This is a genomic window from Methanosphaerula palustris E1-9c, assembly GCF_000021965.1.
GTDB classification, from domain to species: Archaea; Halobacteriota; Methanomicrobia; order Methanomicrobiales; family Methanospirillaceae; genus Methanosphaerula; species Methanosphaerula palustris.
The window spans coordinates 2,528,017-2,547,663 of record NC_011832.1 but is presented as its reverse complement, the minus strand read 5'-3'; the positions used below and the strand labels follow the sequence as shown (position 1 = coordinate 2,547,663).

The 19,647-nt window shown below is 52.2% G+C and carries 21 protein-coding genes, 1 tRNA gene and 1 pseudogene; 12 read left to right on the top strand and 11 right to left on the bottom strand.

The annotated features are described in order from the left end of the window. Positions 1 to 147 precede the first annotated feature (147 nt). From rfbD to MPAL_RS12000, 3 genes are read right to left on the bottom strand one after another with little or no spacing between them, the layout of a single operon-like run. A complete protein-coding gene (gene rfbD, locus MPAL_RS12010; RefSeq protein ID WP_012619004.1) occupies positions 148 to 1,002 on the bottom strand; it encodes a dTDP-4-dehydrorhamnose reductase in 855 nt (284 codons plus the stop codon). Beyond that, positions 966 to 1,940 (bottom strand): dTDP-glucose 4,6-dehydratase, encoded by a 975-nt coding sequence (gene rfbB / locus MPAL_RS12005; RefSeq protein WP_236610386.1) that lies wholly within the window; start codon positions 1,938 to 1,940, stop codon positions 966 to 968. Before rfbB ends, rfbD begins: the two co-directional genes overlap by 37 nt. Before the next feature lie 6 nt (positions 1,941 to 1,946). Beyond that, positions 1,947 to 2,423 carry a dTDP-4-dehydrorhamnose 3,5-epimerase family protein gene (locus MPAL_RS12000; protein ID WP_012619002.1) on the bottom strand — a complete coding sequence of 159 codons (477 nt, stop codon included), beginning with the start codon at positions 2,421 to 2,423 and terminating at the stop codon, positions 1,947 to 1,949. Positions 2,424 to 2,579: 156 nt separating this feature from the next. On the opposite strand from MPAL_RS12000, the gene MPAL_RS11995 reads away from it, so the two are divergent. The 3 genes from MPAL_RS11995 to ilvN are packed head-to-tail and all read left to right on the top strand — an operon-like array spanning position 2,580 to position 6,224. Further along, positions 2,580 to 4,082 carry a 2-isopropylmalate synthase gene (locus MPAL_RS11995; protein WP_012619001.1) on the top strand — a complete coding sequence of 501 codons (1,503 nt, stop codon included), beginning with the start codon at positions 2,580 to 2,582 and terminating at the stop codon, positions 4,080 to 4,082. Continuing rightward, positions 4,066 to 5,742 carry a biosynthetic-type acetolactate synthase large subunit gene (gene ilvB, locus MPAL_RS11990; RefSeq protein ID WP_012619000.1) on the top strand — a complete coding sequence of 559 codons (1,677 nt, stop codon included), beginning with the start codon at positions 4,066 to 4,068 and terminating at the stop codon, positions 5,740 to 5,742. Before MPAL_RS11995 ends, ilvB begins: the two co-directional genes overlap by 17 nt. Beyond that, positions 5,739 to 6,224, top strand: a complete 486-nt coding sequence (gene ilvN / locus MPAL_RS11985) for an acetolactate synthase small subunit (RefSeq protein ID WP_012618999.1) — start codon at positions 5,739 to 5,741, stop codon at positions 6,222 to 6,224. The genes ilvB and ilvN overlap by 4 nt, the downstream gene beginning before the upstream one ends. A gap of 67 nt (positions 6,225 to 6,291) precedes the next feature. Here the strand turns inward: ilvN and MPAL_RS11980 are convergent, their stop codons facing one another. Together MPAL_RS11980 and MPAL_RS11975 are read right to left on the bottom strand one after the other, a co-directional pair. Then, positions 6,292 to 6,894: a flagellin gene (locus tag MPAL_RS11980; protein ID WP_012618998.1), complete on the bottom strand. Its 603-nt coding sequence runs from the start codon at positions 6,892 to 6,894 to the stop codon at positions 6,292 to 6,294. A gap of 567 nt (positions 6,895 to 7,461) precedes the next feature. Beyond that, positions 7,462 to 8,052, bottom strand: coding sequence for an archaellin/type IV pilin N-terminal domain-containing protein (locus MPAL_RS11975; RefSeq protein WP_012618997.1), 591 nt, complete (start codon positions 8,050 to 8,052; stop codon positions 7,462 to 7,464). A 525-nt stretch (positions 8,053 to 8,577) separates the two neighbouring features. Between MPAL_RS11975 and MPAL_RS15955 the strand changes: the two are divergent. Beyond that, positions 8,578 to 8,739, top strand: a pseudogene (locus MPAL_RS15955) (IS5/IS1182 family transposase); the annotation flags it as partial. 80 nt (positions 8,740 to 8,819) lie between these two features. On the opposite strand, the gene MPAL_RS11970 reads toward MPAL_RS15955, so the two are convergent. The 6 genes from MPAL_RS11970 to MPAL_RS11945 form a co-directional block, all read right to left on the bottom strand. Continuing rightward, entirely contained in the window at positions 8,820 to 9,380 is a 561-nt protein-coding gene (locus tag MPAL_RS11970) for a flagellin (protein WP_012618996.1), read from the bottom strand. A gap of 232 nt (positions 9,381 to 9,612) precedes the next feature. Further along, complete coding sequence (locus tag MPAL_RS11965; RefSeq protein ID WP_012618995.1) at positions 9,613 to 10,206, bottom strand: archaellin/type IV pilin N-terminal domain-containing protein; 594 nt, start codon at positions 10,204 to 10,206, stop codon at positions 9,613 to 9,615. Between the two features lie 258 nt (positions 10,207 to 10,464). Continuing rightward, positions 10,465 to 11,055 (bottom strand): archaellin/type IV pilin N-terminal domain-containing protein, encoded by a 591-nt coding sequence (locus tag MPAL_RS11960; protein WP_012618994.1) that lies wholly within the window; start codon positions 11,053 to 11,055, stop codon positions 10,465 to 10,467. Positions 11,056 to 12,275: 1,220 nt separating this feature from the next. Further along, on the bottom strand, positions 12,276 to 12,836 hold the full coding sequence (locus tag MPAL_RS11955; protein ID WP_012618993.1) for a flagellin: 561 nt from the start codon (positions 12,834 to 12,836) through the stop codon (positions 12,276 to 12,278). 192 nt (positions 12,837 to 13,028) lie between these two features. Next, positions 13,029 to 13,619, bottom strand: coding sequence for an archaellin/type IV pilin N-terminal domain-containing protein (locus MPAL_RS11950; RefSeq protein WP_012618992.1), 591 nt, complete (start codon positions 13,617 to 13,619; stop codon positions 13,029 to 13,031). Positions 13,620 to 14,026: 407 nt separating this feature from the next. Next, positions 14,027 to 14,620, bottom strand: coding sequence for an archaellin/type IV pilin N-terminal domain-containing protein (locus tag MPAL_RS11945; RefSeq protein WP_012618991.1), 594 nt, complete (start codon positions 14,618 to 14,620; stop codon positions 14,027 to 14,029). A gap of 217 nt (positions 14,621 to 14,837) precedes the next feature. Here MPAL_RS11945 and MPAL_RS11940 point away from each other — a divergent pair, with 217 nt between their 5' ends. The 8 genes from MPAL_RS11940 to MPAL_RS11905 all read left to right on the top strand — a co-directional run bounded on the left by MPAL_RS11940 (position 14,838) and on the right by MPAL_RS11905 (position 19,643). Continuing rightward, positions 14,838 to 15,653, top strand: coding sequence for a hypothetical protein (locus MPAL_RS11940; protein ID WP_012618990.1), 816 nt, complete (start codon positions 14,838 to 14,840; stop codon positions 15,651 to 15,653). A 193-nt stretch (positions 15,654 to 15,846) separates the two neighbouring features. Then, on the top strand, positions 15,847 to 16,818 hold the full coding sequence (locus tag MPAL_RS11935) for a deoxyhypusine synthase (protein WP_012618989.1): 972 nt from the start codon (positions 15,847 to 15,849) through the stop codon (positions 16,816 to 16,818). A 103-nt stretch (positions 16,819 to 16,921) separates the two neighbouring features. After that, positions 16,922 to 17,006, top strand: a tRNA-Ser gene (locus tag MPAL_RS11930). Between the two features lie 30 nt (positions 17,007 to 17,036). Continuing rightward, the gene (locus tag MPAL_RS11925) at positions 17,037 to 17,492 is read left to right on the top strand and encodes a 30S ribosomal protein S13 (RefSeq protein ID WP_012618988.1); all 456 of its coding nucleotides are present in this window, start codon (positions 17,037 to 17,039) and stop codon (positions 17,490 to 17,492) included. Between the two features lie 12 nt (positions 17,493 to 17,504). Then, entirely contained in the window at positions 17,505 to 18,050 is a 546-nt protein-coding gene (locus MPAL_RS11920; protein WP_012618987.1) for a 30S ribosomal protein S4, read from the top strand. Positions 18,051 to 18,056: 6 nt separating this feature from the next. Continuing rightward, the gene (locus tag MPAL_RS11915) at positions 18,057 to 18,452 is read left to right on the top strand and encodes a 30S ribosomal protein S11 (protein WP_012618986.1); all 396 of its coding nucleotides are present in this window, start codon (positions 18,057 to 18,059) and stop codon (positions 18,450 to 18,452) included. After that, positions 18,453 to 19,274 carry a DNA-directed RNA polymerase subunit D gene (locus MPAL_RS11910; protein WP_012618985.1) on the top strand — a complete coding sequence of 274 codons (822 nt, stop codon included), beginning with the start codon at positions 18,453 to 18,455 and terminating at the stop codon, positions 19,272 to 19,274. 3 nt (positions 19,275 to 19,277) lie between these two features. Beyond that, the gene (locus MPAL_RS11905; protein WP_012618984.1) at positions 19,278 to 19,643 is read left to right on the top strand and encodes a 50S ribosomal protein L18e; all 366 of its coding nucleotides are present in this window, start codon (positions 19,278 to 19,280) and stop codon (positions 19,641 to 19,643) included. The last annotated feature ends 4 nt before the right edge of the window (positions 19,644 to 19,647 follow it).

The following is a 19,647-nucleotide window of genomic DNA, read 5'->3' as shown; positions in this document are numbered from 1 at the left end:
ATATAGGGTGGTGACTCTTCCATTTCGGAACTGAAAGAGTCAGAATCTGCTGGTTATTTGCTGAGAAAAACCATCACCATCATTCAAGGTGTCCTCTGGATCCTCTCTTCTCTTCCCACGTGGGTCCAGTCTACCGATCGGCAGGTATCATCGGTTCAGTTCCTGTAGATACTTACCGAGTGCCTGCTGCCAGGAGCGGAGGGGGGGGAGGGTTCGCGAGCAGAGCACCGAGGATCGAGGGCGGGGTGCCCGTTTTCTGCACTGCGCGGCATGTACCGGGACCGCGTTTCCGATCACCGCAGCCGCGAACTCGTACCAGGAGCAGGACCCGCTGTTAGTCACATGATAGATCCCGGGCTGAGCACTGATCACAGCCGGCACCATGCTGGCGAGGTCGGGGATGTAGGTCGGCGAGCTGACCTCGTCATTGATCACCGTAACCGTCTTCTTATCAGCAGAACGCTGGAGCATCAACGTGACGAAGTTCTCGCCGTACGGCCCAAAGAGGCGGGAGGTCCGGATGATCCGATAGTCATGGCAGCCAGCCATCACCCGCTCCTCCCCGAGCGCCTTGGCCCTGCCATAGACGTTGATCGGCGATACGGGATCGTCCTCGTAGTAGACCATCCGGTCACCAGAGAAGACATAATCGGTGGAGAAGTGGACTAGGGTGGCCCCGACCTCCTTGCAGGCTGTAGCGATGTATCCCGGCCCTTCGCCGTTCACAAGAAGAGCACGTGTCTGATCGATCTCGCACCCGTCCACATCGGTCCATGCCGCGGCATTCAGCACCAGGGTTGGCCTGACCCGTTCGACCAGCGCCCTGACCGCCTCCTTGTCGGTGATCGGGACAGTGTGGCCGACTGCGACCGAACTGGGATAGGTGCATTGCAGCACCCTGCCGAGTCGGCCGGTCCCCCCGAAGATCAGGGTTCGGAGCGACGCTTTTTCATCTGAACAGCCTTTCAGACTGCCGGGTGCTTCAGGGGTTTCCACCACCATGGGTTCTCCCTGTACCAGTTGATGGTGGCTGTCAGCGCCTCTTCGAACGAGTAGGCCGGCTTCCAACCCATCGTCTCCAGTTTCGTGCAGTTGATCGCGTACCGGAAGTCATGCCCTGGCCGATCCTGCACATACTCGATCGAGGACTGGTCCTTCCCGAGCAGAGCGAGGATCTGGTCGGTGATCGCAAGGTTGGTCTTCTCGACTCCTGACCCGATGTTGTAGATCTCTCCTTTTGCCCCGTGGGTGAGCACGAAGTCGATAGCTCTGCAGTGGTCCAGCACATAGATCCATTCCCGGACATTCTTCCCGGTTCCGTAGATCGGCACCTTCCCGCCCTCGAGCAGGTTGGTGACGAAGAGGGGGATCAACTTCTCTGGGAACTGGTACGGACCGTAGTTGTTGGAGCAGCGGGTGATCGAGACGTTCAGCCCGTATGTGGTCGCATAAGCCTTCGCCAGCAGGTCGGACCCGGCTTTTGAGGAGGAGTACGGCGACGACGGTTCGAGCCGGTCGGTCTCGACGAACGCCCCTTCGAGCGTCGACCCGTAGACCTCATCGGTCGAGATATGAATGAACCGGGTGATCCCGTTTTTTCTCGCGGCCTCCAGCATCGTCGCGGTCCCAAGCAGGTTGGTTTTGACAAAGGCTGAGGCGTCGTGGATCGACCGGTCCACGTGGCTCTCAGCGGCGAAGTGGACGACCGTGTCGCACTCGTGTTCACTCATCGCCTTCTCAACAACCTGGGGGTCGCAGATGTCCCCGTATACGAAGGTATACTGGGGGTCGTCTTCCAGATCCTTCAGGCTGGCCGGGTTGCCGGCATAGGTCAGTTTGTCCAGGTTCACCAGGTCCAGGTCAGGATGCTCCTTGAGCATGTACCTGACAAAGTTTGAACCAATGAATCCTGACCCGCCGGTCACCAGTAGTCTCATCATCCCACCTCATCCATGCTTGAGCCCGGGCAGCAGACCCCAGTCGTACGGGATCTCATCGGTGTCCGGTGGAAGGCGGTACTCATCTGGCTCGGCATAGTTGTAGGGAAGTGTCGGGACCGAGACGAAGAACGCTGTCTCTGTTCCGATTCCTTTGAATCCATGGTAGACACCCGGCGGCACGCTGATCAGCACTGGGTTCTTCTCCCCGACGAAGATCTCCATCAGTGCTCCATAGGTCGACGATCCTTCCCGCTTGTCGTACAGGGCGACCTTCATCATCCCGTGGACACAGGTGAAGTTGTCGGTCTGCTTTTTATGGTAGTGCCACCCCTTCACCACGCCGGGGTACGCGGTCGTCATGTAGACTTGTCCAAACTGGGTGAAGATCGGGTCATCATTCCGGAGGATCTCCATCAGCCATCCCCGTTCATCAGGGATGACTTTCAGTGGCTTGATAACCACACCGTCAATTGCTGTTCCCATATGACCACATCTGCCTCAACATGCTACTGTTGCTGGTATAATGCTTGTCTGTATTAGGTAATAAGTGTCATCAGCTCCGGTGTTTCTGGGCAGCTGACGGTCTGAAGACTTATATAGCAGTCCCATCAAATTGGTAGGTGGTGTATATTACTATGAGTGATTGCTTTATTTGGCGAAAAACTGCGCTTTTTTGATACCACCCTTCGGGATGGAGAACAGACACCGGGCGTCTCACTGACACCGGATCAGAAATGTATCATTGCCACAGCCCTTGCAGCTGTGGGTGTCGATGTGATCGAGGCCGGCTCAGCCGCTGCTTCTCCAGGAGACCGGGCAGCGATCCGACAGATCGCCAATGCCGGACTGGGGGTCGAGGTCTGTACGTTTGTACGGGCGATGACCGGTGACATCGATGCCGCTGTTGAATGTGGTGTCGATTCAGTCCACCTGGTGGTGCCGGTCTCCGACCTGCACATCCAGAAGAAACTCCGGAAGGATCGGGCAACCGTGGCAGCGATGGCGAATAAGGCTGTGGATTATGCTAAGGAGAGGGGTCTGATCGTGGAACTGAGTGGTGAAGATGCCTCCCGGGCGGATCAGTCCTTTCTGGCGGAGGTCTTTGCCAGCGGTGTCGAACACGGGGCCGACCGGCTCTGTTTCTGTGACACTGTCGGGCTGATGACTCCGGAACGGACCGCCCTGATGATCCCGCCGCTGGCGGCGATCGCGCCCCTCTCGATCCACTGTCATGACGACCTCGGTTTTGGGCTGGCGACGACGATCGCGGCCCTTAAGGCAGGAGCATCGTGTGCTCATGTGACCGTCAATGGTCTGGGCGAGCGGGCAGGAAACACTCCCCTCGAAGAGGTGGTGATGGCGCTGGAGCGGCTCTACGGTTATGACACCAGGATCCGGACCGAACGTCTCTACCCTCTCTCTGTCCTCGTCTCACGGTTGACTGGGGTACCCCTGCCGGCCCAGAAACCGATCGTCGGGGAACTGGCCTTCACGCATGAGAGTGGTATCCATGCCGACGGGATCCTCAAGGACCCGTCGACCTACGAGCCGCTCGCCCCTGAAACGGTCGGTAGGACCCGGCGGATCATCCTCGGCAAGCACTCGGGGAGTGCCAGTGTCGAGGCCGCGCTGCAGGAGTCGGGATATCGCCCGACCCCGGCCCAGCTGCAGGTGATCGTTGCACGGGTCAAACATCTGGGTGACCAGGGGCACCGGGTCACTGATGGCGACCTGGCTGCGATCGCAGAGGCGGTGCTGGAGGTTTCGACCGAACCTGTGCTGGTGCTGAAGCAGTTCACGGTGGTCTCGGGGTCTGGGGTTCTTCCGACGGCCTCGGTGACCCTGCTGGTGAACGGCGCGGAGGTGACCAACGCCGCGACCGGCACCGGGCCGGTGGACGCGGCGATCGAAGCGCTCCGCCGGTCGGTGGCTGACGTGGCCGCGATCAGTCTGCTGGAGTACCATGTGGATGCCATCACTGGCGGGACCGACGCGCTCGTCGAGGTGACCGCAACATTAAGTAATGGTGAAATGACACGTACGTCCAGAGGCGCTGAAACCGACATCATCGCGGCCAGTGTAGAGGCGGTGGTGCAGGGAATGAACAGATTGCTGAGGAGAAGAGATGAAGACAGGCGCTAAGGTCCTGATTGAAGGGCTGCACCGGCAGGGGGTTACTACAATCTTTGGCTACCCCGGGGGTTCGGTGTTACCGATCTATGACGAACTGTATGACTCGCCACTCAGGCATATCCTGATGCGGCATGAACAGGCAGCAGCGCATGCTGCGGACGGATATGCCCGCGCCAGCGGGAAGACCGGGGTATGCCTGGCGACCTCGGGACCGGGGGCATGCAACCTGGTCACCGGCCTCGCGACCGCATACATGGATTCGGTACCGCTGATCGCCCTGACCGGTCAGGTTCCGACGAACCTGCTCGGTAACGATGCGTTCCAGGAGTCTGATATCACCGGGATCACGATGCCGGTGACCAAGCATAACTACCTGGTAAAAAAGGTCGCCGACATTCCGCAGGTGCTCGCCGATGCGTTCTATATCGCGTCCACCGGTCGGCCCGGTCCGGTGCTGATCGATCTCCCGAAAGACATGATGACCGGATCGGTGCCTGACGATATCGTCATCGCTCCAAAGCCGGTCCTCCGTGGCTACCAGCCGACCCGGCAGGGTCACCCCCGACAGATCGAGAAGGCCGCCGAGCTTATCCGGGAGGCCGAACGCCCCCTGATCTATGCGGGTGGGGGTGTGATCGCGGCCGGTGCATCGGCAGAGCTGCTTGCCCTCTCCGAGGAACTGATGATCCCGGTGACAACCACGCTGATGGGTCTCGGTGCCGTTCCGGGCGACCACCCGCTCAACCTCGGGATGCTCGGGATGCACGGGACCGAGTACGCGAACTTCGCTGTCACCGAGGCGGACCTGTTGATTGCCGTCGGAGTCAGGTTTGATGATCGGGTCACCGGTAAGCTCTCGACCTTCGCGCCGGGGGCTCGGGTGATCCACATCGATGTCGACCCGGCCGAGATTGGGAAGAACCGGCAACCGGAGGTGCCGATCGTTGGCGATGCCAAGTGTGTGCTCGGTGAACTCCTCTCCCGTCTGCAGAAGAAGCAGCAGTCGTCCGCCTGGCTGGAGCAGGTTGCCGCGTGGAAGCGGGACCATCCGCTTCGGTACTGTGACGACGGGCTCCTCCATCCGCAGTATGTGATCCAGCGACTCTCGGCACTGCTTGGTGGTAAGGCTGTGATCACCAGCGAGGTCGGGCAGAATCAGATGTGGACGGCCCAGTATTACTGCTTTCAAGAGCCGCGGCAGTGGATCACCTCCGGCGGTCTCGGCACGATGGGTTATGGCTTCCCGGCGGCCATCGGTGCTCAGTATGCCCGCCCCGATGAACAGGTCTTCGTCGTTGCCGGTGACGGGTCCTTCCAGATGAATATACAGGAGCTCGGTACCGTCGCGCAGTACAACATCCCGGTAAAGATTGTGATCCTCAACAACCTCTACCTCGGGATGGTCCGTCAGTGGCAGGAACTCTTCTATGACCGGCGGTACTCGTTCACCGAGCTGCCGGCCGTGGACTTCGTGAAGATCGCAGCAGCGTACGGAATCGACGGGATGCAGGTCACTACCGTCTCCGGGGTGGATGAGGCCCTGAAGACTGCGATCGCCACCGATGGGCCATTCCTCTTGGACTTCCGGGTTGAACGGGAAGAGAATGTCTTCCCGATGGTGCCGGCCGGTGCTGCGATCAATGAGATGATCGGGGGGCGGGAGCGATGAGGGCGCATACCCTTTCGGTGCTGGTCGAGAACCGGGCCGGTGTTCTCTCCCGGGTCAGCGGGCTCTTCTCGCGCCGCGGGTTCAATATCGAGTCGCTGGCCGTTGGCACCTGCGAGGAGTCGGGGATGTCGCGGATCACCATCGTCGTGATCGGGGATGACCCGATGGTCGAGCAGGTGAAGAAGCAGCTCCACAAACTGATCGATGTGATCCGGATCTCCGACCTGACCGAACGGGCCTATATCGACCGCGAGCTGGCTCTGATTCGGGTCACCGCCGAGCCCGGTGCCGGCCGGGCTGAGGTGATGCAGATCGCTGATATTTTCCGGGCCCAGATCGTCGACGTCGGGGCGAAGACAGTGGTGCTGGAGGTGACCGGCGACTCTGAGAAAATTGATGCACTCGAAGAACTGCTCAGGCAGTATGGGATCAAGGAGTTTGTTCGGACCGGAAAGATTGCCCTGCCTCGGGGGGCGAAGTGAGCCAGCCTCTCCTAATTCTCTGATAATTTTTTGTTTATACTCTTTTTTTTGAATAATAAAAATAGGGTTAATAAAGAAGGTTCACTGCATCGATGTATGCCGGTACGGTCCTGTGGATCGCAAGGGCCGCTCCTGCTGCGGGCTTGACATCGATATTAAACCCAGCATAGGCATTCAGCGCTGTAGATGGCATTGCTGTGATGGTGAACTGTTCCCCGCTGTCGAGCACCTTGTTTTCTGCCCCAAGGGAGTTGTCCTGGCTTGAAATTGCCCATTTCCCTGCTGTGACTGTACCTGATCCATCTGTTGAACCGGATCCAGCGAATGCCAGTGTCTCAATAGTATCACCCGTAGAAAAGGTCAATACGGTTTTATTGAGATCCACCGGGGTTGCCCCTGCAGCGAGACCGATACTGAATACGATCGTGTCGATCGATGTGCCAGCAATGCCTTTTCCATAGACATTACCCACAATCTCAACAGCTGATGATGCCTGTCCCACGGCAGTATGTACAGTCTCCTGACTTTTCTGTGTGGTGAAGAACCCTGCACCCAGCACTACGTAGGTGAAGGTTGATGCGACGACGACAAACGCAATCAGTACTATTGCCGCTTCGAGACCGGTGAACGCGGCTTCATTATTTGTTGCAGATCCGATGGAGAGATTCATTCTGGTCACCTTCTGTCTTTATGGGAGATCAAAATGGATGATTAATATATAGAATAAATTGATATTTTACTATTTAAAATTATTTATACTGCATCGTCGATATCTAATTTCATTTCACAAATTGCATATTGTGTTACGTTGAAACAGCATTTTTTTCTGTTGGTGGAATCCGTTTTTCTCTTCAGTGTGGTAGAGGGCCCTGCGCCAAGCACAACGTATGAGAGCACCGCTAGCGATATCGACGGATGTAGAATATAATTGCTGCTGTGTGGCTGGTATGTTCCTAATCATTTTTTAATAGGTGGATGTGCGTATTCTCATAGTGGACCCATGCAACGTCCAAGGGGGACTTCATGTTTGGTGGAACTCGCGACTTATGTTTGTGTATGAGTTGACCTGTCAGATCCTTTGAAGAATTTTGGAGTAGAGCGGATTATATTTTTAAGTTCATCATCAATCTGACGAAAGTCGTACGGAGGTCCAGGGAAATAAAGATCTGATAATTGGTTTAGGAAGACGTCTTTGATCTTCAGTCACAATACAGACTGAATTGGTAAAAAAAAGGGATTAATAGAGGAGGTTCACTGCATCGATGTATGCCGGCACGGTCCTGTGGATTGCTAGAGCTGCTCCGACTGCAGGCTTGACATCGATATTAAATCCAGCGTATGCATTCAGTGCTGCTGATGGCATTGCAGTGATGGTGAACTGTTCTCCACTGTCGAGCACCTTATTCTTTGCTCCAAGGGAGTTATCCTGTCCGGTAATTGCCCATTTCCCTGCTGTTACGGTACCTGCTCCATCTGTTGAACCAGAACCCGCGAATGTCAGTGTTTCGACGGTATCACCGGTTGAAAAGGTCAATACAGTTTTATTAATATCAACCGAGGTTGCCCCTGCGGCGAGGGCGATGCTGAAGACGATTGTATCAACCGAAGTTCCAGCAGTACCTTCTCCGTAGACATTGCCTACAACCTCAACGGCTGATGAAGCCTGTCCTACGGCAGTATGTACAGTCTCTTGGCTCTTCTGTGTGGTGAAGAACCCTGCGCCCAGCACCACGTATGAGAACACCGCCGCAACAACGACAAATGCGATGAGCACAATTGCCGCTTCGAGACCGGTGAATGCATCTTCATTCCTGATTAGAGATTTCATTCTCTTCGCCTTCAACAAATAGGAATACCGAAACTATTCAGTATTCTATTCATTACTAATGTGATATTAATATTTAAACTAATCCATTTTAGATTAATGATATATGGTGATATTTTAAGATTTTAGTAGTAGTTAATCGCCAGGATTATTGATTTTGGGATAAAATGTTCTTCTCATTAAAGCAGGTTGTGGGAAGTACACTTCTTATGTGTTGAATCCGGCTTGAATCAAGGGTGAATATCTCTATCGGGGCAGTCATATCGGTGAAGATCCCATGATCTACCGTTCTCAAGGAGCAGTTGAACGGTTCTTTAGTTAGGTCAAAGCATTCAGAACGATCTCACCCAGATATGAACGGCTCGAAGAATCATTTTGAGGACTGGTCATCGTCGCCTGCATACTGATACTATGGAGACTTTTGGGATGAGTTCTTCGATAAATGATAATGGTATCATGGCCCTGTTTCACCTTTCACGCAATTCTAGGTTGAATACAGGGTATTTTTACTTTACATCACTTTTGGCACGCTACGGAGATGACTTGAAGGCACGAAAAAATTGGTAACAGGTCAATGAGATCAAGGTCAAAATGATCCTCTATAACCTCACGAAGGTAGTTCAATCTGTAGTGATTGTCATCATAGTTGAAGCATTTCATCAGAGCCAAAAAAAGGGATCAGATGTCTGAACATCAATTCAGGTTCGAATCCGGAAGGGGATGGCAGGAATATTTCTGAGATTCTGCTTTTTGCTGAGGCCCCACACTCATCAATATAAGACGATCATATGGTCTGTTGAGGTAGGTATTGATCGTGTTATGACAAAACCTGTTGCTCCGGTCGGGTTCACTTCCAGTGTGAATCTTTTACCTGGGGGGAGTGGGGATGAAGGTCTGATCTCTATGGTAACCAGGTCATTGGGTCCGAGACGAGAGATCTGTCCGTTGTTCTCACTGAATCGTTCGTGAATTGTCCACTGTCCTGGGGAGGGATCCGACAGATCCGTTCCCTTTTGGAGGATCTCGTTTGTCGAATCGGTTGAGATATGGAATGTGGTTTTGTTGAGATCGATGGAACTCGAGGGAACCCCAGCCTTCAGCATCATCGTTATCATGGTCACCGGTCCCCCTGAACTATCGGCGCTGCCATAGATATCTCCATGGATTTGGAGGGTAATCGCAGCCTCGCTTCCTCCAGTATGTACTACTTCCTGTGCCTTCTGGGTGGTTACGAACCCTGCGTTCAGAACCATAAATGAGAAGACCGAACCTACTGTGACAAAGGCTATCAGAACGATTGCAGCCTCAAGTCCAGTGAATGCATCTTCCATCTCTCTTTCATCTCCCTATGGACCTTCTCTCGAAGGTGGGTTCCAATGGTTATCTCATAAGATTGATGCTTATCCATTTCGAGGTATCTCTTTAGTGGTGGATTGAGTAGGGGATCGGATGATCTATTTTGTTATTCGAAAGATAATCGGTAGAACCAGAATCATTTCATGATTGCGTATTTGTTCTCTTTGATTAACTGCTACAACAAGGGTCTGGAAATAAAAAAAAGTATTAGTAGAGGAGATTCACCTTATCGGTGTATGCTGGAACAGTTCTGTGGATTGCAAGTGCTGCTCCGACTGCGGGCTTGACGTCGATGTTAAATCCAGCGTATGCCTTCAGTGCTGTCGTCGGCTTAACTGTGATGGTGAATTGTTCTCCACTGTCGAGCACCTTGTTTTCTGTTCCAAGGCTGTTCTCCTGATGGGTAATTGCCCATTGACCCGCTGTTGGAGTTGCTGCTCCTGCGGGATCAGCTGATCCTGCGAATGTTAGGGTCTCTACGGTATCTCCTGTTGAGAAGGTCAGGACGGTCTTGTTGATGTCCACTGGGGTCGCGCCTGCTGCGAGGCCAACGCTGAAGACGACTGAACTTATATCGCCCCCTGCAGTGTCTGCCTGACCGTAGACGTTACCAACAATCTCAATGGCTGATGATGCCTGACCTACAGCAGTATGTACAGTCTCCTGACTCTTCTGTGTGGTGAAGAACCCTGCGCCCAGCACCACGTATGAGAACACCGCCGCAACGACGACAAATGCAATAAGTACAATTGCCGCTTCGAGGCCGGTAAATGCGTCTTCGTTTCTTTTAATAGATTTCATCGTGTTCACCTTCTTGACTGAACACCAGATCACTCTGATATTCTAATTACTATTGAGGTTATTATAATATTTATATTATTCTATTGTGAATAATTAATTTATGTGGATATTTATAGAATCTAAAGAAAATGGCCAGTTGATAGGTCATTATGGGTGTATATGGTCCTTGGAATGCACAGATGGGCAGCGGACACTCCATCTAAACCTCTTTCTTCCTGTTGGTTAAGTCTTCTTCAAGATCGAGTAAGTAAAAAAGTATTAGTAGAGGAGGTTCACTGCATCGATGTACGCCGGGACGGTCCTGTGGATTGCGAGTGCTGCTCCGACTGCTGGTTTGACATCGATATTAAATCCAGCGTATGCCTTCAGTGCTGTCGATGGCATTGCCGTGATGGTGAACTGCTCTCCACTGTCGAGCACCTTATTTTCTGCTCCGAGAGAGTTGTCCTGCCTGGTAATAGCCCATTTTCCTGCCGTTACAGTTCCTGATCCATCCGGGGTAGCCGATCCTGCGAATGTCAGGGTTTCGATGGTCTCGCCGGTCGAAAAGGTCAATACGGTCTTGTTGATATCGACCGAAGTTGCCCCAGCTGCGAGGCCGATGCTGAAGACGACTGTGCCTATCGAGGTTCCAGCAGTACCTTTTCCATAGACATTTCCGACAATCTCAACGGCTGATGATGCCTGTCCTACGGCTGTATGTACAGTCTCTTGGCTCTTCTGCGTGGTGAAGAACCCTGCGCCCAGCACCACGTATGAGAACACTGCTGCGACGACGACAAATGCAATGAGCACAATTGCCGCTTCGAGACCGGTAAATGCATCTTCATTTTTGATTTGATCTCTCATTCTCTTCGCCTTCAAATAATGGAAATATGACACATATCCATTAATCTACCCCTATTTGATGAGACAATACAATTTAAGTTAATCTATTTTAAATTCAAGTAATATGGGGGTTATTTCAAAATATATTTGAAAATTTTCACTATGATTATCGTTCGTGGTAAAACTGTCCATCTCATTGATACTGGTTGTGGGAAGAACCCCTTAAAAAAGATGTCCCGGCTCAAACTAAGGATGGACATTCCTATACTGACGATCATTTCAGTTGATAATCCTGGAGATCATCTCAAATGTCTTCATAATATCAGTATGCAGGCGACGATGACCAGTCCTCGAAATGATTCTTCGAGCCGTTCATATCTGGGTGAGATCGTTCTGAATGCTTTGACCTAACTAAAGAACCGTTCAACTGCTCCTTGAGAACGGTAGATCATGGGATCGAATCGATATGATCGTCCTCTTTTGGGTCGCCTGCGATTTCTCCGTTTGACTGGAATCATCGTCTTAATTCCGCGTCTACGATTGATTGTTCTGATGGCTATGGAATCGTACGCTGCATCTGCGAGAATCTCCTGTGATCGTGTGATCGGCCTTCCAATCGGCCTTTGAATTCTGAACACCGTTAACGTCGGTGATACGTCATTGCATCATGTACGTTCGCTGGAACAATGATGTAGGCGAGTGGTCTACCATGCCATTCTACGAGAACACTCATTTTGCTGCCTTGAATTCGATCCAGTCTGTAAAAGCCTAGCAATCCTCTTTTTTCTGGGATCGTGGTAGTATCAATCGAACAACAGGAGAGATCGAATTGGGAGAGATAATAACCTTGGTTTTGGATAAGGGCAAATATCTGGTCATGTCTTCCCTGAGTACTGAGTAACAAGTGAAACTGGTGTGTTGTAGATTTAGTGCCATATTGTCGAGGAACATCAGTCCAAGAGCAACCAGTGGAAAGTACGTAAAGAATGCCAATTGATCAAACCACGCTCATCAGAACGTGGACGACCCATCGGAGGTTTTGTGGGGGAAATAAGGGGCTAATAAGATTCCAGAGTTCATCACCAATTTCGATAAAGGTCATACGGAGACCCCTGGGGATAATTGGAGATAATAGTTTTGGGAAGACCTCTTGGACTGATCTTTGTCATATCCAAGACCGGCTGGACTGAAGAGAGCCCGGATTTTTCAGAGATTCATCCCCCTGCTAAACGAAGCCTCTTTCAATATAAGGTAACGATGTGGTCTGTTGAGGTTGGTATTGATCGAGTAATTGTAAATCCTACGGTCCCAGACGGGTTCACTTCTAGCGTAAACCTTCTGCCTGGTTGGAGTGGGGATGATGGCCTCAACTCGACGGTGATCTGATCATTCATTCCGAGACGAGCAGTCTGTCCGGTGCTATCTCCCGTTCGTTCATGGATAGTCCACTGGCCAGGTCCAGGATCGGTTAGGTCTGTTCCCTTATGGAGGATTTCGTTTGTTGAATCGGTTGATATATGAAATGTTGTTTTATTGAGATCGACGGACCCGAAGGGAACCCCGGTCTTCAACATGATCGTCACCGTGGTCACCGGACCACCTGGACTATCTGTGCTTCCATATATTTCCCCCTGTATCTGCAAGGTACTCGTTGCCTGATCCACTCCAGCATGCACGACCTCCTGTGCTTTCTGAGTGGTCATAAACCCTGCGCTCAGAACCATAAATGAGAAGACCGAACTGACCGTAACGAAGGCTATCAGAACGATTGCAGCCTCAAGTCCGGTGAATGCATCTTCCATCCTTGTTTCATCTCCTTTTTATCCTTCATTGGAGTGTGAGTTTCTGAGTTCTCTAAATAGGTTACTGTGTATCCTTTTCGAGTTTTCTCTTTAATAACTGAGCGAGCAGGGGAATCTGTCTGGTGATCCATTCACTCAATGGTATCTGATGGAAAATCGATTGAATCAGACATCTCTGGAAATAAAAAAAGATTAGTAGAGGAGGTTCACTGAATCGATATATGCCGGGACAGTTCTGTGGATCGCAAGTGCTGCTCCGACTGCGGGCTTGACGTCGATGTTAAATCCAGCGTATGCATTCAGTGCTGTTGATGGCATTGCCGTGATGGTGAACTGCTCTCCACTGTCGAGCACCTTGTTTTCTGTTCCAAGGGAGTTATCTTGACTGGAAACGGCCCATTTCCCTGCTGTCACAGTACCTGATCCATCCGTGGTAGTCGATCCTGCGAATGCCAGTGTTTCCACAGTATCTCCTGTTGAGAAGGTCAGAACGGTCTTGTTGATATCGACTGGGGTTGCTCCAGCTGCGAGGCCAATGCTGAAGACAATCGTGTCAACTGAGGTCCCAGCAGTGCCTTTACCGTAGACATTTCCGACAATCTCAATGGCTGATGATGCCTGTCCTACGGCAGTATGTACAGTCTCCTGACTTTTCTGTGTGGTGAAGAACCCTGCGCCCAGCACCACGTATGAGAACACCGCCGCAACGACGACAAATGCAATAAGCACAATTGCCGCTTCGAGACCGGTGAATGCGTCTTCATTTCTTCTAATGGATTTCATTCTATTCACCTTCTTGACTGAACACAGGGTTTCCCCGGTATTCTATATCATTGAATGTAGTTATAACTTATAAATATTTGCAATATGAAATATGCGTAATTATGGAACTATTCCAATTTTATTATCAGTGAAATTCCCAGTTCAATGGTCCATACGAATTAGTGTGTAATCAGAATTATGGTTTTATAAATAATTCACGAACCTGACTGAATACATGAAAGGAACTGCAAAATATATGAATCCAGTATCTTCGCACTCTCAAATGTGATTTTCTGGCGCCGGAAGGTGGTACCTTTCCAATATTCAGGAGGATCAAACCGTGTGCTGATTCCGGTCCGGAGTCTGCCTTGGTATGAATTGCCTAAACTGGGTCTAGGAGAACCTTCACTGAAAGGATAAAAAAAGTATTAGTAGAGGAGATTCACCTTATCGGTGTATGCTGGAACAGTTCTGTGGATTGCAAGTGCTGCTCCGACTGCGGGCTTGACGTCGATGTTAAATCCAGCGTATGCCTTCAGTGCTGTCGTTGGCTTAACCGTGATGGTGAATTGTTCTCCACTGTCGAGCACCTTGTTTTCTGTTCCAAGGCTGTTCTCCTGATGAGTAATTGCCCATTGACCCGCTGCAGGAGTTGCTGCTCCTGCGGGATCAGCTGATCCTGCGAATGTCAGGGTCTCTACGGTATCTCCTGTTGAGAAGGTCAGGACGGTCTTGTTGATGTCCACTGGGGTCGCGCCTGCTGCGAGGCCGACGCTGAAGACGACTGAACTTATATCGTCCCCTGCATTGTCTGCCTGACCGTAGACGTTACCGACAATCTCAATGGCTGATGATGCCTGACCTACAGCAGTATGTACAGTCTCCTGACTCTTCTGTGTGGTGAAGAACCCTGCGCCCAGCACCACGTATGAGAACACCGCCGCAACGACGACAAATGCAATAAGTACAATTGCCGCTTCGAGGCCGGTAAATGCGTCTTCATTTCTTCTAATAGTATTCATCCTGTTCACCTTCTTAACTGAATACCAGATTTTTACGGTATTCTATATCTTTGAACGCAGTCGAGTTATATATTTGTTTTCAATCGGAAACAAGCGAAATTTCGGAATTATTCATTTTTTCTATCAATTGATTCAGATAATTCACCTGGCTCATAGGATACCCTGCCGATCAGAATTATAGGATTATAAATAATCCTCAAGCCAACGTGAATATATTATGGAAAAGCAGGATATCCGGTATGTTATCCTCGCGCTCTCAATCGTGATCATCCTGGCACTGGTAGTGAAACCGGCTATTACTGGCAAACCTGCCAACACAGGCCTTCCGACGGTGACGCCGACTGTCACCACCCTGAATGGAACGCAGACGCCGGCGACCTCCTCCAATCAGTCAGGGGCAACGAACCAGACGCAGGCCAACAATACTAATTCAGTTGTATCGGGAAATGGCACGACAACCAATATTTCTGGAAATGGGTCTGGGGAAAATTCGACGCCTCCTCTCCCCTCCGGCCTCCCATTTGTGGGGCTCACCACCACTCAGACACTCTCCACATCGTTCACACCGAAAACGGTTCCCTTCGTCGACCCCGCCCGATATAATGTCAGTGTGATCGATACTTATCCAACGATGAATGTACCGAAGCCGGATGGCGGGGCAGACAAGACGACTAGGGTCTTCGCGACCATAAATGGCCGCTGGAGCGGAACCACCGATGTAATACACATCCCGTACCCGTACTTCGAGATCTGGTATACCCTTACTACCACAGTCTCTCCTGACGTGGTGGTTCCAAAGTTTTCGATGCAAGTGGTCGATGCCGAGGACCCGAACCGGTTCGTCCGGGTGATCACTCCACCGGGGAACAGTTATGGCGGACCGTTTGTCGAGAAATTCTTTGAAGGGAACCATGACTACTACTTCATCATCAACACCAAGTACATCCAGTCGTACTCGATAGAGGTCCGGATCCCCCAGAAGTACCTGCAGAACAGCACCCCGGGCAGCGGGATGCCAACGCCTCAGTCCTGAATTACAAGGATTGTCCTGTTCGATTGCGATGAATTCCTCTTTATATTCCTCTTTATATTCCTCTTTATATTCCTCTTTATATTCCCCTTCATATTCCCCTTCTTTCTACCGTTGAACTGGTGTTTATCGCCTAAACAGAAAGAAACAGATAGAGTTTATATACGTTGCACCTCCCAATGATTAGTCGACGATTATGGCGATGCATCCAACAGAACCCGTGATCCCGGAACGCGACGTGGCGGCGTTGTTGAAGGGGATGAGCGCGACAGGCTTCCAGGGGAGGAAACTTGGAGAATCGGTCAGGGTCTGGACCGAGATGATCAACGACCCCGACTGCACCATTCTGCTCGGTCTTTCGGGTGCGATGATCCCAGCTGGGATGCAGCAGTGTCTTGTCGAACTGGTCAGGCATCGATATGTCGATGCCATCGTCTCCACCGGAGCTAACATCTTCCACGATGCCTGCGAGCATATCGGGGTGCACCACTACATAGGCCATCACCATGTCGATGATGGTGAACTCTTCTCCAAGGGAATCGACCGGATCTATGATATCTTTGCCTATGAGGGAGAGTTCCGAACTGTCGACCAGATCATCGCCGACTTCGCCCGGGACCATGCTCCGTTCCAGGGCTCTTCCCGGGCGTTCATTCAGGTCTTCGGAAAGTGGCTCTCGGAAACGTATCCTGACGGGACCTCGTTGATCAGCACCTGTGTCTCGGTCAATGTCCCGATCTTTATTCCTGCGCTCTGTGACTCATCGATCGGCATAGGTCTGCTAATGGCCCGGCGATCTGGTGTGGACGTTCAGATCGATCAGCTCTCTGACGCCGACGAGGTGACTGCGATCGTCGAGAAGGCTGGTAAGACTGGAGTGGTATATATTGGCGGGGGTGTCCCGAAGAACTTCATCCAGCAGACTCAGGTGATCGCCTCGATCCATAATGCGGATTGTCAGGGTCATGCGTACGCCGTCCAATATACCAGCGACGCTCCTCACTGGGGTGGTCTCTCGGGTTGTACCTTTGAAGAGGCGATCTCATGGGGAAAGGAGCAGGTCACCTCGCCGCGTGTCCAGTGCTTTGTCGATGCGACGATCGCTCTGCCGCTGGTCACCTCTGCACTGATCGCCGGGGGTGTCGAACGGAAGAAGCCGGTTCTCTGATGGAGTGCCACAACAGTTATTAATCCCCCCGTCTTATATGATAAAGCACCATTCATGGAGCAGTCAAATCGCGCTGCGAGTGTCGAAAGATGCGAGATTCTCTGTTGAGGTAGCCAAGCCTGGTATGGCGCAGGTTTGCTAAACCTGTGTCCCCCTGGGACTCGAGGGTTCAAATCCCTCCCTCAGCGCTACAAGATTATCTCATTGAGGAGAGTTCAATGGCTCAAGAAGAAGAGGACATAAAATACTTTGTACGGGTCAGCAACACTGACCTCGACGGGACCAAGTCAGTCAGGGTAGCCCTGACTGGGATCCCTGGTGTCGGTAGGCACACCTCTGGGATTATCACCCGCCGTGCAGCCGTCAACGAACATGAACTGCTCGGTCGCCTTCCCGATGGGGACGTCGACCGGATCCGCGATGTCGTCACTGACTATGGTGCGCTGATCCCTGCGTGGATGCGCAACCGTATCAAGGACGTCTATACTGGCGAGAGCAAGCATATCCTTGGTTCAGACCTTGCGATGACCAACGATGAGGACGTGAACCTTCTTCGGAAGATCCGATGTTACCGTGGTATCAGGCATGAGACCGGACAGAAGGTGCGCGGACAGCGGACCAAGTCTACTGGTAGAACCGGCACCACTGTCGGCGTGAAGAGGAAGAAAGACTAAGGTCGTGAATAAATGGGGTATCCAGGCAAGAACACGAAGGGGTATGAAGCCCCAAAACGTCCGTTTGAGAAGCAGCGGATCGAGGATGAGACCCGTATTGTTATCGAGTACGGCCTTCGGAACAAGCGTGAGGTCTGGAGAGCACAGAGTGTGCTCCGCAGGTACCGCAAAGCGGCACGGGAGTTGCTTGCGTTCATGTCACAGAGCTCCGACGAGCAGCAGATCGCCACGAAAAAGGAACATCTGCTCGGTCACCTGAACAGGATTGGGTTGCTTGGACCGGATGCAGACATTGGTGATGTGTTGTCATTGAAGATCCAGCAGCCGCTTGAGCGCCGCCTGCAGACGATGGTCTACCGGCAGGGTCTCGCACGCTCACCAAAGCAGGCTCGTCAGATGGTAACTCATGGTCATATCGCAATCGCAGGCCGACGTGTGGACATTCCGTCTTACCGTGTTCCACGGGATCAGGAGACATTGATCTCTTACTATGGGACCTCCCCACTGACTAGTGAGGGGCACCCGGAGATCGAGCGGATCAACAAGAAGAGGCGGTGAGTCAGCATGGCAAATGACAGAGAAAAGTGGGGAGTCGCACATGTCTTCGCCTCATTCAATAATACAATCATCACCGTCACCGATATGACTGGTGCAGAGACTGTGACCAAGAGCAGCGGCGGTATGGTCGTCAAGCAGGACCGGAACGAGTCCTCCCCGTACGCAGCAATGAAGATGGCCGGGGATGTTGCGCAGGCAGCGATGGACAAGGGGTTCGTCGGGCTTCATATCAAGGTCCGAGCACCTGGTCGCGGCAAGCAGCGATCTCCTGGGGCAGGCGCACAGGCAGCAATCCGTGCACTCGCCCGGGCAGGTATGCGCATCGGTCGCATCGAGGATGTAACTCCGGTTCCCCACGACAGCATTCGTGCAAAGGGTGGCCGGCGGGGAAGGAGAGTCTGAATGGATCTCGTATTCAGCAGACTTGACAACACCGTAGCGCGTTATACGCTGACTGGCGTGAGTCCTTCGTTCATCAATGCCATCCGGAGAGCGATGTGCAGTGAAGTTCCGAAACTTGCGATAGAAGATATTAAAATCTACGACAATACCAGTGCTCTGTTTGATGAGATGCTGGCACACCGGATCGGGCTCGTCCCGCTGAAGACCAACTCGGACCTTTATGTCTCTGCAGATCGGTGTACCTGTGAAGGAGCAGGATGCGACCGCTGTTCGACGATGTATACGTTGAGTGTCGAGGGACCGGGGATGGTCTACTCACGGGATCTGATACCATCAGACCCTGAGGCAGTCCCTGTTGATGAGAAGATCCCGATCGTGAAGCTTGAGAAGGGGCAGAAGGTGGTCATTGAGGCACGTGCCGAGATGAACCTTGGAAAGGTCCATGCCAAGTGGCAGCCCACAATCAACTGCGGATACAAGAACTATCCGGTAATCACGGTCGAGACCCACTGCGATGCATGTGGTACCTGTGTTGACCAGTGCCCACGAGATGTACTGGTTCTGAAGGGCGGTGTGCTCACCGTCGAAGAGGGAAAGCTCGAGTCCTGTTCACTCTGCAAACTCTGTGAAAAGGCATGCCTGAGTACAGGGATCGGAGATGAGCCGGGGATTCGGATCTCCGACGATGCCACCCGGTTCATCGGCGTGGTGGAGAGTGACGGATCCCTTCCGGTCCGGACGATTATACGGCAATCGCTGCTGTATCTGAAGAACGAATCAAACGAGCTGGCTGAAAAATTACAGGAGATATCCGAGGGATAGTTGATGACAGGAAGAGTGAAGAAGACAAATCCACGCCTTACCAGCCTCATCACCACATTGAAGGACGCATCGCGTACAGGTGAGGTAAAGATCTGGCGAGATATTGCAAATCGTCTCGAGGCGTCCACCAGTGCGCACGCAGAGGTGAATATAAGCAAGATCAATCGGTATGCTGCCGAGGGCGAGACAATCCTCGTTCCGGGCAAGGTGCTCGGGAGCGGGATGCTGAACCAGTCGGTCAGGGTCGCTGCATTGAACTTCAGTGAATCGGCGGTCAGCAAGATCGCCAAGGCACAGGGCACATGCATGACGATTGAAGAACTGCTCGCGAACAACCCGAAGGGGAGCCGCGTGAGGATTCTGAGGTGAGCAG